Source organism: Glycomyces artemisiae (genome assembly GCF_003002955.1).
Classification (GTDB): Bacteria; Actinomycetota; Actinomycetes; order Mycobacteriales; family Micromonosporaceae; genus Glycomyces; species Glycomyces artemisiae.
Window position 1 is genome coordinate 18593 of sequence record NZ_PVTJ01000013.1, and the last position, 12379, is coordinate 30971.

11 protein-coding genes, 1 tRNA gene, 2 pseudogenes and 1 riboswitch are annotated in these 12379 nt (G+C 73.2%); of the genes and pseudogenes, 5 read left to right on the plus strand and 9 right to left on the minus strand.

All coding sequences use genetic code 11. The annotated features are described in order from the left end of the window. Window positions 1-430: 430 nt before the first annotated feature. The 4 genes and pseudogenes from B0I28_RS28140 to B0I28_RS24490 form a co-directional block, all read right to left on the minus strand. A pseudogene (locus B0I28_RS28140) lies at window positions 431-1171 on the minus strand (ZIP family metal transporter); the annotation flags it as partial. 114 nt (window positions 1172-1285) lie between these two features. Continuing rightward, entirely contained in the window at window positions 1286-2149 is an 864-nt protein-coding gene (locus B0I28_RS24480; RefSeq protein WP_106366489.1) for an alpha/beta fold hydrolase, read from the minus strand. 85 nt (window positions 2150-2234) lie between these two features. Further along, window positions 2235-4385, minus strand: a complete 2151-nt coding sequence (helR, locus tag B0I28_RS24485) for an RNA polymerase recycling motor ATPase HelR (RefSeq protein WP_106366490.1) — start codon at window positions 4383-4385, stop codon at window positions 2235-2237. A gap of 1 nt (window position 4386) precedes the next feature. Beyond that, window positions 4387-5592 carry a glycosyltransferase gene (locus tag B0I28_RS24490; RefSeq protein WP_106366491.1) on the minus strand — a complete coding sequence of 402 codons (1206 nt, stop codon included), beginning with the start codon at window positions 5590-5592 and terminating at the stop codon, window positions 4387-4389. Window positions 5593-5872: 280 nt separating this feature from the next. Between B0I28_RS24490 and B0I28_RS27505 the strand changes: the two genes are divergently transcribed. Beyond that, window positions 5873-6037, plus strand: coding sequence for a hypothetical protein (locus B0I28_RS27505; RefSeq protein WP_181245946.1), 165 nt, complete (start codon window positions 5873-5875; stop codon window positions 6035-6037). Window positions 6038-6044: 7 nt separating this feature from the next. On the opposite strand, the gene B0I28_RS24495 is transcribed toward B0I28_RS27505, so the two are convergent. Then, on the minus strand, window positions 6045-6359 hold the full coding sequence (locus B0I28_RS24495) for a DMT family transporter (protein ID WP_106366492.1): 315 nt from the start codon (window positions 6357-6359) through the stop codon (window positions 6045-6047). Between the two features lie 31 nt (window positions 6360-6390). Next, window positions 6391-6456: riboswitch (guanidine-III (ykkC-III) riboswitch) on the minus strand. 45 nt (window positions 6457-6501) lie between these two features. Here B0I28_RS24495 and B0I28_RS24500 point away from each other — a divergent pair. Beyond that, window positions 6502-7017 (plus strand): annotated as a pseudogene (locus tag B0I28_RS24500) (SRPBCC family protein); the annotation flags it as partial. Here B0I28_RS24500 and B0I28_RS24505 read toward each other — a convergent pair. Genes B0I28_RS24505 through B0I28_RS24515 form a run of 3 tightly spaced genes read right to left on the minus strand, consistent with a single transcriptional unit; the run spans window position 7014 to window position 9447 of the window. After that, window positions 7014-7658, minus strand: coding sequence for a response regulator (locus B0I28_RS24505; protein ID WP_106366494.1), 645 nt, complete (start codon window positions 7656-7658; stop codon window positions 7014-7016). The pseudogene B0I28_RS24500 and the gene B0I28_RS24505 sit on opposite strands and share 4 nt — an antisense overlap. Next, the gene (locus tag B0I28_RS24510; RefSeq protein ID WP_181245947.1) at window positions 7655-8776 is read right to left on the minus strand and encodes a sensor histidine kinase; all 1122 of its coding nucleotides are present in this window, start codon (window positions 8774-8776) and stop codon (window positions 7655-7657) included. The genes B0I28_RS24505 and B0I28_RS24510 overlap by 4 nt, the downstream gene beginning before the upstream one ends. Beyond that, window positions 8773-9447, minus strand: coding sequence for a DUF2306 domain-containing protein (locus B0I28_RS24515; protein ID WP_106366496.1), 675 nt, complete (start codon window positions 9445-9447; stop codon window positions 8773-8775). The genes B0I28_RS24510 and B0I28_RS24515 overlap by 4 nt, the downstream gene beginning before the upstream one ends. Window positions 9448-9593: 146 nt before the next feature. On the opposite strand from B0I28_RS24515, the gene B0I28_RS24520 reads away from it, so the two are divergent. Beyond that, window positions 9594-10379, plus strand: a complete 786-nt coding sequence (locus tag B0I28_RS24520) for a DUF2470 domain-containing protein (protein ID WP_106366497.1) — start codon at window positions 9594-9596, stop codon at window positions 10377-10379. A 36-nt stretch (window positions 10380-10415) separates the two neighbouring features. Here B0I28_RS24520 and B0I28_RS27510 read toward each other — a convergent pair whose 3' ends face one another. Then, window positions 10416-11492, minus strand: coding sequence for a hypothetical protein (locus B0I28_RS27510; RefSeq protein WP_181245948.1), 1077 nt, complete (start codon window positions 11490-11492; stop codon window positions 10416-10418). A gap of 177 nt (window positions 11493-11669) precedes the next feature. Here B0I28_RS27510 and B0I28_RS24530 point away from each other — a divergent pair, with 177 nt between their 5' ends. Both B0I28_RS24530 and B0I28_RS24535 read left to right on the plus strand, forming a co-directional pair. Continuing rightward, complete coding sequence (locus B0I28_RS24530) at window positions 11670-12173, plus strand: hypothetical protein (RefSeq protein ID WP_106366498.1); 504 nt, start codon at window positions 11670-11672, stop codon at window positions 12171-12173. A gap of 101 nt (window positions 12174-12274) precedes the next feature. Next, window positions 12275-12348 (plus strand) — tRNA-Pro (locus B0I28_RS24535). Window positions 12349-12379 lie beyond the last annotated feature (31 nt).

Below are 12379 nucleotides of genomic sequence, written 5' to 3' on the forward strand. Positions count from 1 at the left end.
GCTAGTATGTGCGGAACTGCTGCGCTCCAATGCGCACCGGCACTGGTCACAATCCTGTTAGGAAGGCGAAGCCGTGGCGAAGAAGACCGTGGTCACGTTGTTCGACGACATCGACGGGAGCGAAGCGGCCGAGTCGGTCGAGTTCGGTATCGACGGCTATCTGTACAGCGTGGACCTCTCCGGCGCCCACGCCGACGAGCTCCGCGACCGCCTGACCGCCTACCGCGAGTTCGGGACCGAGCTGGGCCGCTACCACGTGGCGCGCGCCGTCCCGGCCCGCGCGCCCCGCGTCCCCACCCGCGACGACCGCGACCGCAACCGCGACATCCGCCGCTGGGCCGAGGAGAACGACCTGCCCGTCAAGTCCCGCGGCAAGCTCCCCGACGGCGTCGTCGCCCGCTACAACGAGGCCCACGCCCGCTAACCACTGGGCGATCGCGAACGCGGCCAGGAAGCCGAGGACCGCGATCAGCCCCGTCCACAACCGGGCGTCCTCGAACGCCTCCGGGATCATCGTGTCGGCGATCATCGATAGGATCGCGCCGCCCGCGAGCGCGGTGATCGCCGCGAGCAGCGTCGCGGGGGCGTCCCCGAGGAACGCGTACCCCGCCGCGGCGGCCAGGCCGCTGGCGAGGGCGATCAGTGTCCACAGCCCGAACACGTAGGCGCGCCCGCGCCCGGCCCTCCGCATGCCCGCCGCGCTGGAGAGTCCTTCGGGGACGTTGCTGACGAACACGGCGACCACGGTCGCGGCGCTCACCGGCCCGCCGCCGAGGAGGCTCGTGCCGATGACGATCGACTCCGGGATGCCGTCGAGCAGCGCCCCGAGCGCGATGGCGGTGCCCGACCCCGGCTGGTCGGACTCGTTGGCCTGCTGGGCGCCCGAGCGCTTGCGGTGGCGCGCGCCGCGGCGCGCGAGGACCACGTTGGCGAGCGTGTAGGCGAGCGCCCCGGCGACGGCGCCGAGCGCGGTCGGGACGAGGCCGCCGCGCTCGTTCGCGTCGGCGATGAGGTCGAACGCGACCGCCGACATGAGCACGCCGGACCCGAACGCCATCACCGCCGCGATCACCGTCTGCGGCACGCGGACCAGGTACCCGACGAGCGCGCCCGCGACGAGCGCGCCGCCAGCGAGCAGGCCCCACCCGCCTGCGCTCAGCCAGCCGGGCACCGGACGCTCCACGCTCGTGCCATGGGCGCCAGTCTAGGGCCTGCCCATGGATCAGCACGGTCGAAGACGAAGCGGGGACCGCCGGCGTCCCGGCGGTCCCCGTGTCGGTTTCGCCTACGCCGAGAGGACCTCCCGCAGCGCGGCGGCGAACTCGTCGGGCTTCCCGGTCTGGCCGTACTCGCCGCCGAGGAACGCGCCGTGGTCGCCGGGCATCACCGTCGGCTCGACGCCGATGCGCTCGGCGACGGCCCGGCCGCCGCGGGCGGCGAGGGTCTCGCCGGACTCGGCGCCGACCGCGATGACGATGCGGGTCGGGGCGGCCCGGAGCGCCTTGTAGTCGTGCTCGTAGGCGCCGCAGGTGACGATGTTCTGGCCCACCAGCGCGTCGTCGCGGGTGCCGTCGTCCTCGGTCGGGAGGCCGAACGCCGCCGGGTCGGGCGCGGGCCCGTCGAGGTAGGCCGGGGTGAGCTCGCCGTCGTACATGACGACGGCGATGAACTTCGCCATGGCCGGGCCGAAGCCCGAGGTCTTGTAGGTGTCCTGGATGTCGCGCATGACGGCCAGGGCCGTCTCGCGGTCGGGGAGGGCGCTGGCGGCGGGCGGCTCGTGCGCGACGAGGGTCCGCACCTGCTCGGGGTGCTTCGCCACGAGCGCGAGCGCGTTGACGGCGCCGCCGCTGGAGGCGAACACGTCGACGGGCCCGCCGACGGCCGCGATGACCCGGTGCAGGTCGTCGGCGTGCTCCTCGGGCGTGGACTCGGCGGCGCCGTCGGTGCGGCGGCTGCGCTCGGACCCGCGCGGGTCGTAGGTGACCACGCGGCGGTCCGGGAAGTGCGAGGCGAGCGTGACGAACCCGGCCGCGGCCATCGGCGAGCCGATGACCAGCAGCGTCGGCGCGTTCGCCGTCTCGCCCTCCCGCACGTCGTAGTACAGCTCGGCGCCGGGCGCGTCCAGCGTGTGCGTCTTCGGATCGGTCATGTCGTCTCCTCGTGGATCAGGGTTCCTGGGGATAGGACGAGACTGGATCACCGGATTCATCGCCGCACGCGAATCGCCGAACCGGTCAGCTGGTGAGGACCGCGAGCCTCCCTGTCGCGCGGGTCATCCCCACGTACCGGTCCACGGCCCCTTCGATGCCGGTGCCGAACCCGTCCGGGTTCACGAGGACCACGAGGTCGAATTCGAGGCCCTTCGACAGCTCGGGCGTGAGCGAGCGGACGCGCGGCGGCGGCGTGAAGTCCGCAGCGCCGATGACGCACGCGGTGCCGTCGGCGTGCGCCGCGAGCCACTCCTCCAGGATCGCGTCGAGGTCCGCGAGCGGGCCGTGCGTCACGGGAATGCCGCTGCGGCGCACCGAGGTCGGCACGTTCGCGTCGGGGAGCGCCTCCCGGATGACGCGTTCTGCCTCGGCCATGACCTCCTCGGGCGTGCGGTAGTTGATGCTCAGCGAGCTGATATCGATGCGGCCCATGCCGACCCGTTCCAAGCGCTCGGTCCACGACTCGGTGAACCCGTGGCGGGCCTGGGCGCGGTCGCCGACGATCGTGAACGACCGCGACGGGCAGCGCTGGAGCAGCATCTGCCACTCGGCGTCGGTCAGCTCCTGCGCCTCGTCCACCACGACGTGCGCGAACGGGCCCGCGAGCAGGTCGGGGGCGGCGGTCTCCAGGTCCTCGTAGTGGACCAGGGCGTCCTGGAGGTCGAGTCCCTTGAGGAGGATCATCTCCTCGACGTTCCCGTCGCCCGCTTCGAGGAGGTCCTCCACGACCTTGTCGATGACCTCGCGCTCGGAGGCGATCTCGGCCTCGCGGCGGCGGGCGTTGCGGGAGGCCTCGGGGTCGCCGAGGCGGCGGCGGGCGGCGTCGAGCAGCGGCAGGTCGGACGCGGTCCACGCGAACGGGTCCTTGCGTTGCAGCCGTTGCACTTCGTCGTCGCTGAGGTGCGGGGCGCACCAGGCGAGGAATTCCGGGGAGGCCCAGAACGCGGCGACGAGGTCGGCGGGCTCGATGACCGGCCAGGCCTTGTCGAACGCGGCCAGGAGCTCGCGGTTGCGGGCGAGGGACCGGCGCAGCAGGTCCTCGGAGACGTCGGCGTCGTCGGGGAGCTTCGCCAGCACGATCTCGGCGAGCTCCTGCCAGACCTGGTCGCGCGCTTCGTTGTGCGCGATCCCCGACTCGGCCGCGGCGAACGCGTCGGCCCAGTCGGCGGCGCTGAGGTACACGTCGCCCCAGTTGGTCTCGACGCGCAGGCCGCGCTTCGGCGGCTGCTCGTACCGGCGGGCGGCGGGCTCGATGGCGCGCACGAGGTCCGCGCTCGCCTTGAGCCGTGCGACCTCCGGGTCGGTCTCGGCCGCGGCGTCGGCGCCGCCGGGCACGAGGTCGCGCAGCGTGCAGGTCTGGACGCCCTCCTCGCCGAGGCTGGGGAGCACGTCGGAGACGTACGCGAGGTACGGCTCCGAGGGGCCGACCACGAGCACGTCGCCGCGGTGGTGGCCCAGGCGCGGATCGGAGTACAGCAGGTAGGCGGCGCGGTGGAGCGCGACGACGGTCTTGCCGGTGCCGGGGCCGCCGTCTACGACGAGCGCGCCGCCCGACCCGGCGCGGATGATCGCGTCCTGGTCGGCCTGGATGGTGCCCAGGACGTCGCGCATTCGGTCGGAGCGCTCGGTGCCGAGGCTGGCGATGAACGCGGACTGGTCGTCGAGCGCGGCGGCGTGGCCGGTGAACCCGTCGGCGGTGAAGACCTCGTCCCAGTAGTCGGTGATCCGGTCGCCGGTCCAGCGGTAGCGGCGGCGGCTCTCCAGGCCCATCGGATCGCCGTGCGTCGCACCGAAGAACGGCTCGGCCGCGGGGGAGCGCCAGTCCACGAGGAGGCGCCGGCCCTGCCCGTCGGTGAGGCCGATCCGCCCGATGTAGACGGTGTCGCCCGCGTTGTCGACGGCCTTGCCGAGGCACAGATCCAGGCCGTACCGGCGCAAGGTCTGGAGCCGGTTCGTCAGCCGGTGGATGTCGCGGTCGCGGTCGGCGGCGTGCTGGCCGTCGTACTGGCCCGACCCGCCCTCGGCCTTGAGCGTCTCCTCCAGGCGCGCGGACAGGTCCGCGATGGACGCCTCCAGGCTCGCCGCGATGGCGGCGAAGTGCCGCTCGTCGTCGGCGATGAGCGCCGGATCGGCTTTGGCCGCAAGGCGGTCGGGGAGCGCGAACGGACTCGTCAATTCAGTTCCCTTCGATGAGGAGGCGCGCGGCGCGCTCGGCGCCGTCGGTGCGGATGCGTCCGGCGAGTGCAGCGGCACGCTCTTTCGTCTCGGGCGCCAGGGCGATGCGGAGCGCCGCGGTCATCGATTCGTACGTCGGGTTCGGACCGTCATGGGCCGCACCGACGCCGAGCGCGGCGACGCGCCCGGCCCAGTACGGCTGGTCGGCGATCTGCGGCACCACGACCTGCGGCGCGCCCGCGAGCGCGGCCTTGTGGGTGGTCCCGGCCCCGCCGTGGTGGACCACGGCGGCGACGCGCGCGAAGAGCCTGCGGTGGTTGGCCTCGCCCACGGCGAAGGCGTCGTCCCCGCCGTCGGGCGCCAGGTCGGCCCAGCCGCGCGAGACGATCACCCGGCGGCCCTGGTCGCGGATCGCCGCGACGGCCGCTTCGGCCGCGTCCCGGCCCGACTGGAACGGCATCGACCCGAAGCCCACGTACACGGGGGCTTCGCCCGCGTCGAGGAACGCCTCCAGGTCCGCGGGGAGCGGCCGGTCGTCGGGCGCGAACCACGCGCCGGTGTGTTCGACCTCGTAGCCCGGCGCGGGCGTCCACGGGCCCAGCTCCGGGTCGGTGGCGAGCCAGGGGCGGTGGTCGAGCAGGTAGGTGCGCACGTCGGCGACGGGTTTCATGCCGAGTTCGGCACGGCGCTCGTTCAGCGGCGGCCCGTACAGGGCGTGGAGGTTCTCGCGGTCGACCTCCCACAGCTTGAGGTTGTCGGTCTCGCCCTCGGGGAACGGCTTCCCGGGTCGGCCGTGCGGGCGCACGTGGGGCGACGGCAGCACGCCGGGGACGAAGCCCGCGTACACGAACCGCGTCCCGAGCCGCTCCGCCGCGAGCCTCGCCCCGACCGGCGGCAGGCCGGTCCCGAGGACGGCGTCGCAGCCCTCGCCCGCGGCCGCGACCGCGGTGTACTGGGCCTCGACGAGCCCGTATGCGCGCCGGGGCGCGTCGGCCGTCGACGGCGGTTTCGGCCCGCTGATCTGCGGGCGCACCGGCGCCCCCATCGGCACCAGCTCGACGCCGAGCCCGCCGAGGAGCTGCGCGAACTCCTCGTCCGGCGGCGCGCACACCACCGCCTCGGCGCCCTGCGCGCGCAGCGCCGCGGCCAGCCCCGCGATCGGCTCGACGTCCCCGCGCGACCCGAAGGTCGTCATCAGAAATCGCATTCCCGGCTCCCGTCTCGTGGTCAGGATGCATATTGTGCAGCAGGTCAGAGGGCATTTGCGCACCCCGATGCACCCGGCGGCGCGGGAGTCGTTGTATAAACTGAAGTGGGAAGGAGCGATGGGCCCCCTCCCTTCGCCGTTCCCGGGCCCGGAACGGCGCTCCGGGCGGTCCGCCCCCACACTCCGAAAAGCACGGTCGGGAATCGGTGTTCATCGATCCATTTCGGGTACCTCCGTCGCAGGCCGACACCCCGGTCGGCCCTGACGTGAGGAGCCCTCCATGGCCGCGTTCCAAGCCCTGTTCTACCTGATCGCCATCGTCCTGCTGGTGATCGCCGCCCTGCCGCTCGGCCCGCGCCGCACCCGCGGCATCGGCCTCGGCCTGCTCGCCGCGGCCTTCGCCCTGACCGCGTTCGCGGCCCCGACGATCGACGCCGCGTTCTGACGCCGCCCTAGTGCAGGAACTTCAGTCCCATCACGCCCGCGACGATGAGGAGCAGGCACAGCATCCGCGGGACGGTCGCGGGTTCGCCGAGGACGGCCATGCCGTACACGGCGGTCCCGACCGCCCCGATGCCGACCCACACCGCGTAGCCGGTGCCGATCGGGATGCTGCGCATGGCGTAGGCCAGCCCGGCCATCGACCCGGCGAGCGCGACGAAGAACAGCAGGCTCGGCCGCAGCTTCGAGAGGCCCGACGAGGCCCCGAGCGCGGCGGCCCAGACGGTTTCGAGGATTCCGGAGAGAATGAGGACGACCCATGCCATGGCGGCACCTCCAAGACGAGCGCTGATATCTGCTCCGCCGTCTTGTCGTGACCGGGTACGGCGAACTCGTCCGGGGCGTCGACCAGGGGCCGCGTCCGCCTCCAGGGTAGCTCGATTCAGCGGAACGGGCCAGCGGGCCGAGCGCCGCCGGTACGCTGCTGCGGTCGACCGCGCTGGAGGGGCAATGAGCAGCAACGACTTCGTCTACGTCACGCACGTCAGGACCACGCCGGAACGGCTGTGGCAAGCGCTGACCGAACCCGAGTTCACGACCCGGTACTGGGGAGTCGCGTTCGACACCGACTGGACGCCCGGCTCGCCGATGGCGTGGGCCGAGGGCGGCGCGACCACCGCGGCGCCGGGCCAGGAGGTCCTCGAATACGACCCGCCGCGGCGCCTGTCGTACACGTGGCACACGTTCACGCCCGAATGGGCCGCGCGCGCCGGCGTCGCCGAGGACGTGCTCGCGAAGCTCGCCGCCGAGCCGCGCTCGAAGGTCCGCTTCGAGCTCGAACCCGCCGGTGACGCCGTCAAGCTCACGGTCGTCCACGACGGCTTCCCCGACGGGAGCACCGCCCGCGAGATGGTCTCCGAGGGCTGGCCCGCGCTCCTGTCGAGCCTGAAGTCGCTCCTGGAGACCGGCGAGCCGCTGTCTTAGGGGACGCGGCCCGTCTCGTAGGCCCACATCGCCGCCTCGACCCGGTTGCGCACGCCGAGCTTCGCGAGGACGCCTGCGATGTGGGTCTTCACCGTCCCGAGCGAGAGGTAGAGCCGCTCGCCGATCTCGGTGTTCGTCAGGCCCGTCGCGAGCAGCGCGAGGACCTCCTCCTCCCGCGCCGTGAGCGGCGGGCTCGGCTGCCGCACCTGCTTCGCGGGGCGCGAGAACTCGCCGAGGAGCCGGGCGGTGACCTGCGGGGAGATGAGCGCGTCGCCGTTCGCGGCGGCGCGCACGGCCTCGCCGATGAGCTGCGGGCCCGACTCCTTGAGCAGGAATCCCTTGGCGCCCGCGCGGAGCGCGCCGTGCACGTACTCGTCGAGGTCGAACGTGGTGATGACGACGACCGCGATCGGCTCGGCGATCCGCTCCCCGGCGAGCAGCGAGGTCGCCTCGATCCCGTTGAGCCCCGGCATCCTGATGTCGAGGAGCGCCACGTCGGGGCGCAGCGCCTGCGCGAGCCGCACCGCCTCGACGCCGTCGGCGGCCTCGCCGACCACGTCCACATCGGGCAGCGACTGGAGCAGGAGCCGCAGGCCGGTGCGCACGGGCTCCTGGTCGTCGGCGACGAGCACCCGGATCATGCCGCACCCCGCAGCGGGACCGACGCGCGCAGCGTCCAGCCGCCGTCGGGTCCCGGCCCGGCGCTCGTCTCGCCGCCGAGGAGCGCCGCGCGCTCCGCCATCCCTTGCAGCCCGTGGCCGTCGCCCGAGGCCGGGCGCGGCGGCGCGCCGTCGTCGGCGACGGTGACCAGCGCCGCCGCATCGTCCACTTCGACCACTACCTCGATCCCCTTCGCTCCCCGGGAGTGCCTGCGCGCGTTGGTGACGCCCTCCTGCGCGATCCGGAACAGCGTCGAGGCGACGATGCTCGGGATCGCCACGGGCGCGTCGATCCGCACGTCCACCGGCGGCGGCCCCGGGTCGGCGAGGCGCGCCAGCTCCTCCAGGCCCGGCGTCGGCGCGAGGCCCGCCGGGGCGCGGAGCGTGCGCACGAGCGAGCGCATGTCCGCGAGCACCGCCTGCGCCTCGGATTCGATGACCCGCAGCGACTCCGCGACCTGCGCCGGGTCCGCGGACGCGACCTGCGCGCGGATGACGATCGCCGAGACGTGGTGCGCGACCGTGTCGTGCAGGTCCCGCGCGAGCGCCTCCCGCTCCCGCGAGCGCACCGAGTCCGCCTGTCGGGCGCGGGATTCGACGCGCTCGCGCCGTAGCGCCCCGATGAGGCAGGCGCCGCCCATGAACGCCACCGCGGCGATGAGGTCGGCCACCGGGTCGCTCCCGAGGAGGCTCGTGAACACGAACCCGGCCGTCACGACTACGGCGCCGACGACCCGGTCCCGTCCTGCGCCCCAGCGGAACACGGCGTACGGGACCGTGAGGAACGCGAACGTCGCCACCAGCGCGTTCGGCTCGATCCCCGCGATGCGGTGCGCGAGCGCGAAGGCCGACGTGGACGCCGTCATGACCGCGACGCTCGCCAGCGGCGCGGACCGGCGCCACAGCAGCACCGGGAGGATCGCGATCGTCACCAGCACGGTTGCGAGCGGCCATTCGAGGTCGGGCCGCACCGCGCCCTCGAACACGGACACGAGGGCCACGCCCGCGATCAGGATCGCGTCCCGGGCCCTGGGGCCCTCGCCTCCGGCGGCGCGGGGCCGCGCCCACGCGCCGATCGCGATGCGCCGCAGACGGTTCACGCCGGGACCGCTTCGAGCCGCAGCGCCCGGCGGCGGCGGGCGACGACCCATTCCGCGACGAGCGCGTTGATGATCCACCCGGCGTCCATCTGCACGAGCCGCATGAGCGCGTCCGGCTCGCCGAAGACGATGAGCGCCGGGCCCGAGGTGAGGACCTGCGTGCCCGCGCCCATGCCGAGCGCGTACGCGCGGATCATCCACGAGCCGTGCGCGACGTAGTCGCGGCGTGCGATGGCGGCGATCCCCAGGCCGATGAAGGCGAGCATGAGAGTGCCGACCACATACCGCGAGAAGGCGACCGGGCCGCTGTCGGTGGGCGGCACGTCGTAGAAGGCGGTCATCCACAGCCCTGTGGACGCGACGACGATTCCGGCCGGCACGAGGAGGTACCGCCCGGCGAAGCGGTGCCAGCCGTTGCGCCTGCGGCGCAGGCTCGGCAGGAACTGGAACGCGCCGACGATCGCGTACACGAGCGCGCCGAGGATGTGCATGACGACCGGCAGCGGCATCTGCATGAACCGGGCGTTCGCGTCGGTCTCCGGTGCGCCCGAGGCGATCTCGCCGATGCGGAACGCCCCGGCGATCGAGGGGACGAGCGCGAGGAGGATGAGCCCGGCGGCGATCATCCACTCGCGACGGTGGCGGGCTTGGAGGGGTGGGGTGGTGTCCATACGGCAATCCTCGCCGCGGCCGCGGTCCGGGCGCTTCAGCCATGTGGCCGGTTCTCCCCGGAGGTGCTTGTTAGGCGAGCCTAACTTCATGTAGGCTCAGCTAACTTCACGGCTTCGACCTCACGGTCCCGACGGAAGGAGGCGCCATGCGCCCATCGGCTGCGGAGACGGCCCGCACCCTGGCCCGCGGACGGCTGCCCGGCCTCGTGCGCTTCGATGACGGCCACCTCGGCGGCCTCCCCGTCGCAGGCATCCGCCACGCCGCCGACCGCCTCGGGCGCCCGCTGCTCCTCGCCCCTGCGGGGGAGGAGCTCGCGGCCCGCCTCGCCCGCTCCGACGGCCCGGTCTGCCTGTCGCTCACCGTCGACGACGTGCCGCCCCGACTCGGCGCCCCCAGCCTCGGCCGCGTCCGCATCGTCGGCACCCTGCACCAGGTGCCCGCCCGCGAGACCCGTTCGGCCGTCCTCGAATACGCGGCGTCGAGCGCCGACGCCGACCTCTTCGACGTCGGCTCCGACACCGGCGACCGCGTCGCGATCCACCGCCTCGAACCGTCGCGCATCACCCTCAACCGCGGCGGCGCCACCGAGATCCTCGACCCCGCCGCGTACGCCGCCGCCGAGCCCGACCCGCTCCACGAATGCGAGCAGGACCTCCTCCACGACCTCGCCGACCACCACCTGCCCCAGCTGGAGGACTACCTGCGCCGCCTCCTCGACGACCCCGCGGCCTTCGCGCACGGCTCGCCGCAGGCCATGCGCCTCGACCGCTACGGCATCGTCCTCGACCTCAACCCGGGCCCCGACTCCGCCGAGCGGCGCAGGTGGATGCGCCTGGAGTTCGCCCGCCCCGTCGCGGGGCAGCACGACCTCGCCCACCTGCTCCACCCGATCCTGTGCGCCCACCGCCGCTGCGGCGACGGGGACGACTGAGGGCCGGGCCCGCCGCGGGCCCGGCCCCTTTCATCACTAACCGCACTCCCAGAGCACGGCCTTCAGGATGTGGTTCCCGCCCTCGTCCTCACCGGCGAACACCTGGCCCGCCAGCCGGTCCCCGTCCTCGCTCACCGCGGAGACCATGTCCCCGAACCAGTTCTGGGCCGGATCGACCAGGCCCGGCAGGAACGTGAGGTCGCTGTCCGCGTCCACGACCGCGGCCTCCGGGTCTCTCGCGCCGCCCGTGAGCCCGTCCTCGTTGACCGCCGGGGCGTAGTTGAGCTTCAGCACCTCGACGGTGCCGTCCTCCAGGTTCCAGCGGACCGCGTTCTCCTCCTCGGTCGTGAGCAGGTAGCCGACGGCCCATTCGCCCGCGATGTCGTTGGTGTAGAAGGCCATCACCGCGGCGGGGTCGACCCAGTCGGGCAGCGCCAGCTCCTCGCCGGTCCCGTCGGCGTGCCACACGTACGGCGCGTGCGTCCCGTCGTCGTAGTTGACGCCCCCGGCGATGTTTCCCTCGTCGTCGATGGCGTTGGCGCTGCCGCTGCTCGCGCCCTCCGGGAGCGGGAGCGCCTCGGGCTTGACCTCGCCTTCGCGCCAGACCACCGGCACGATCACGTCCTGGCCGTTCATGCCGACGATGTCGCCGTCGTCGTTGATGTCGTTGGCGGCGCCGCCGTCGTTCGCGGCCAGCTCGGAGAGCACGCCGTCCTCGTAGACGTAGGGCCGGATGCCGCCGTCGACCCAGGCCGAGCCGACCGCGACCCCGTCCTCGTTCACGCCGCTGAGCGACTGGTCCTCGCCGGGCATCGGGACCTCGGTGACCTCGCCGTCCTCGTACAGGTACGGGTAGCGCTCGTAGGTCTCCAGCCCGGCCGGGTAGGCCCGGTAGGCGACCACGGACCCGTCGCCGCTCATGCCCGTGACGATGCTGAAGTACTTGTCCTCCGGCATCGGGAGCTCCTGGAGCACGCACGCGTCCTCCTCCGGCGCGGCGACCGCCGCCTGCCCCGGCATGACCGCGGCCGCTGTGGCGGCAGCCGTCAGCGCACCGCCCGCCGCCAGCACGCGGCGGATCCGGGTTCCCAACGGCTCGTTCGTGTTCGGCACGATGTCGTCCTTTCGTGGGGATGCCGGGGCGCCTCGCCCCGGCCGCACCAATTACGCGTGCCCGACTCGCGTGCGTTGCCGCGATTCCGGCGAAATCCGCGTGACCCTCCGACCACGTGCTTGCCCCGCCGGTGCATCCTGTGACGGACCGTTCCGACCTACTTTCGGGAGCCGACCATGGGCGACGACTCCAAGCGTCCCCACCCCGCACTCGTCGCGCTGCTCCTCGCGGTGTCCGTCCTCATGCTCGCCATGTTCCCCCTTGCGCTGTACGCCAACACCATGGCCTTGATCGACGGCTACAAGGCGTCCCACGGCACCGCTGGAACCCCCGGCACCGCCACCGTGGAGTCGGCCGTCGACACGAGCGACGAACAGGTCTGCCGGGGCACCTTCACCCCCGACGACGGCGGCCCCGCCACCGACGCCCGCATCGAAGTCGAGGGCCGCTGCGAGGAGGGCCAGCAAGTGGAAGCCCACTTCATGCCCGGCCGCTCCACGCTCTTCACCGGCTACTCCGAACCCCGCGCCTGGGCCGCGGGCGCCGGCGACTGGGGCGCCTTCATCCCCCTCGTCGTCCTCTTCGGCCTGCTCAGCCTCCCCCTCGTCCTCCTCGTCTGGATGATCGTCGCCAAGCTGGCAAAACGCCTCCTCAACGGCCCCGCCGCCCCCACCATCTGACCTCCCGCCCCAGGTCAACCCCCACCACCCCACCCCGAATACCGAGCAGCGCTCCCGCGCCGAAGTGCTGTACCCTTGCGAAGGCCGCGCAGCGGCCAAACCGGGACGTGGCGCAGCTTGGTAGCGCACTCGCTTTGGGAGCGAGGGGTCGCAGGTTCAAATCCTGTCGTCCCGACTCAAAACCGCAGTTCGCATGCGGTTCCTTG

Bases quoted from the DNA above. Each gene is read 5' to 3' on its own strand.
- B0I28_RS24495 (WP_106366492.1), bottom strand. From the start codon at position 6,359: ATGGCATGGGTCGTCCTCATTCTCTCCGGAATCCTCGAAACCGTCTGG.
- B0I28_RS24520 (WP_106366497.1), top strand. From the start codon at position 9,594: ATGCGCCCATCGGCTGCGGAGACGGCCCGCACCCTGGCCCGCGGACGG.
- B0I28_RS27505 (WP_181245946.1), top strand. From the start codon at position 5,873: ATGGCCGCGTTCCAAGCCCTGTTCTACCTGATCGCCATCGTCCTGCTG.
- B0I28_RS24480 (WP_106366489.1), bottom strand. From the start codon at position 2,149: ATGACCGATCCGAAGACGCACACGCTGGACGCGCCCGGCGCCGAGCTG.
- B0I28_RS24505 (WP_106366494.1), bottom strand. From the start codon at position 7,658: ATGATCCGGGTGCTCGTCGCCGACGACCAGGAGCCCGTGCGCACCGGC.
- B0I28_RS24515 (WP_106366496.1), bottom strand. From the start codon at position 9,447: ATGGACACCACCCCACCCCTCCAAGCCCGCCACCGTCGCGAGTGGATG.
- B0I28_RS24490 (WP_106366491.1), bottom strand. From the start codon at position 5,592: ATGCGATTTCTGATGACGACCTTCGGGTCGCGCGGGGACGTCGAGCCG.
- B0I28_RS24530 (WP_106366498.1), top strand. From the start codon at position 11,670: ATGGGCGACGACTCCAAGCGTCCCCACCCCGCACTCGTCGCGCTGCTC.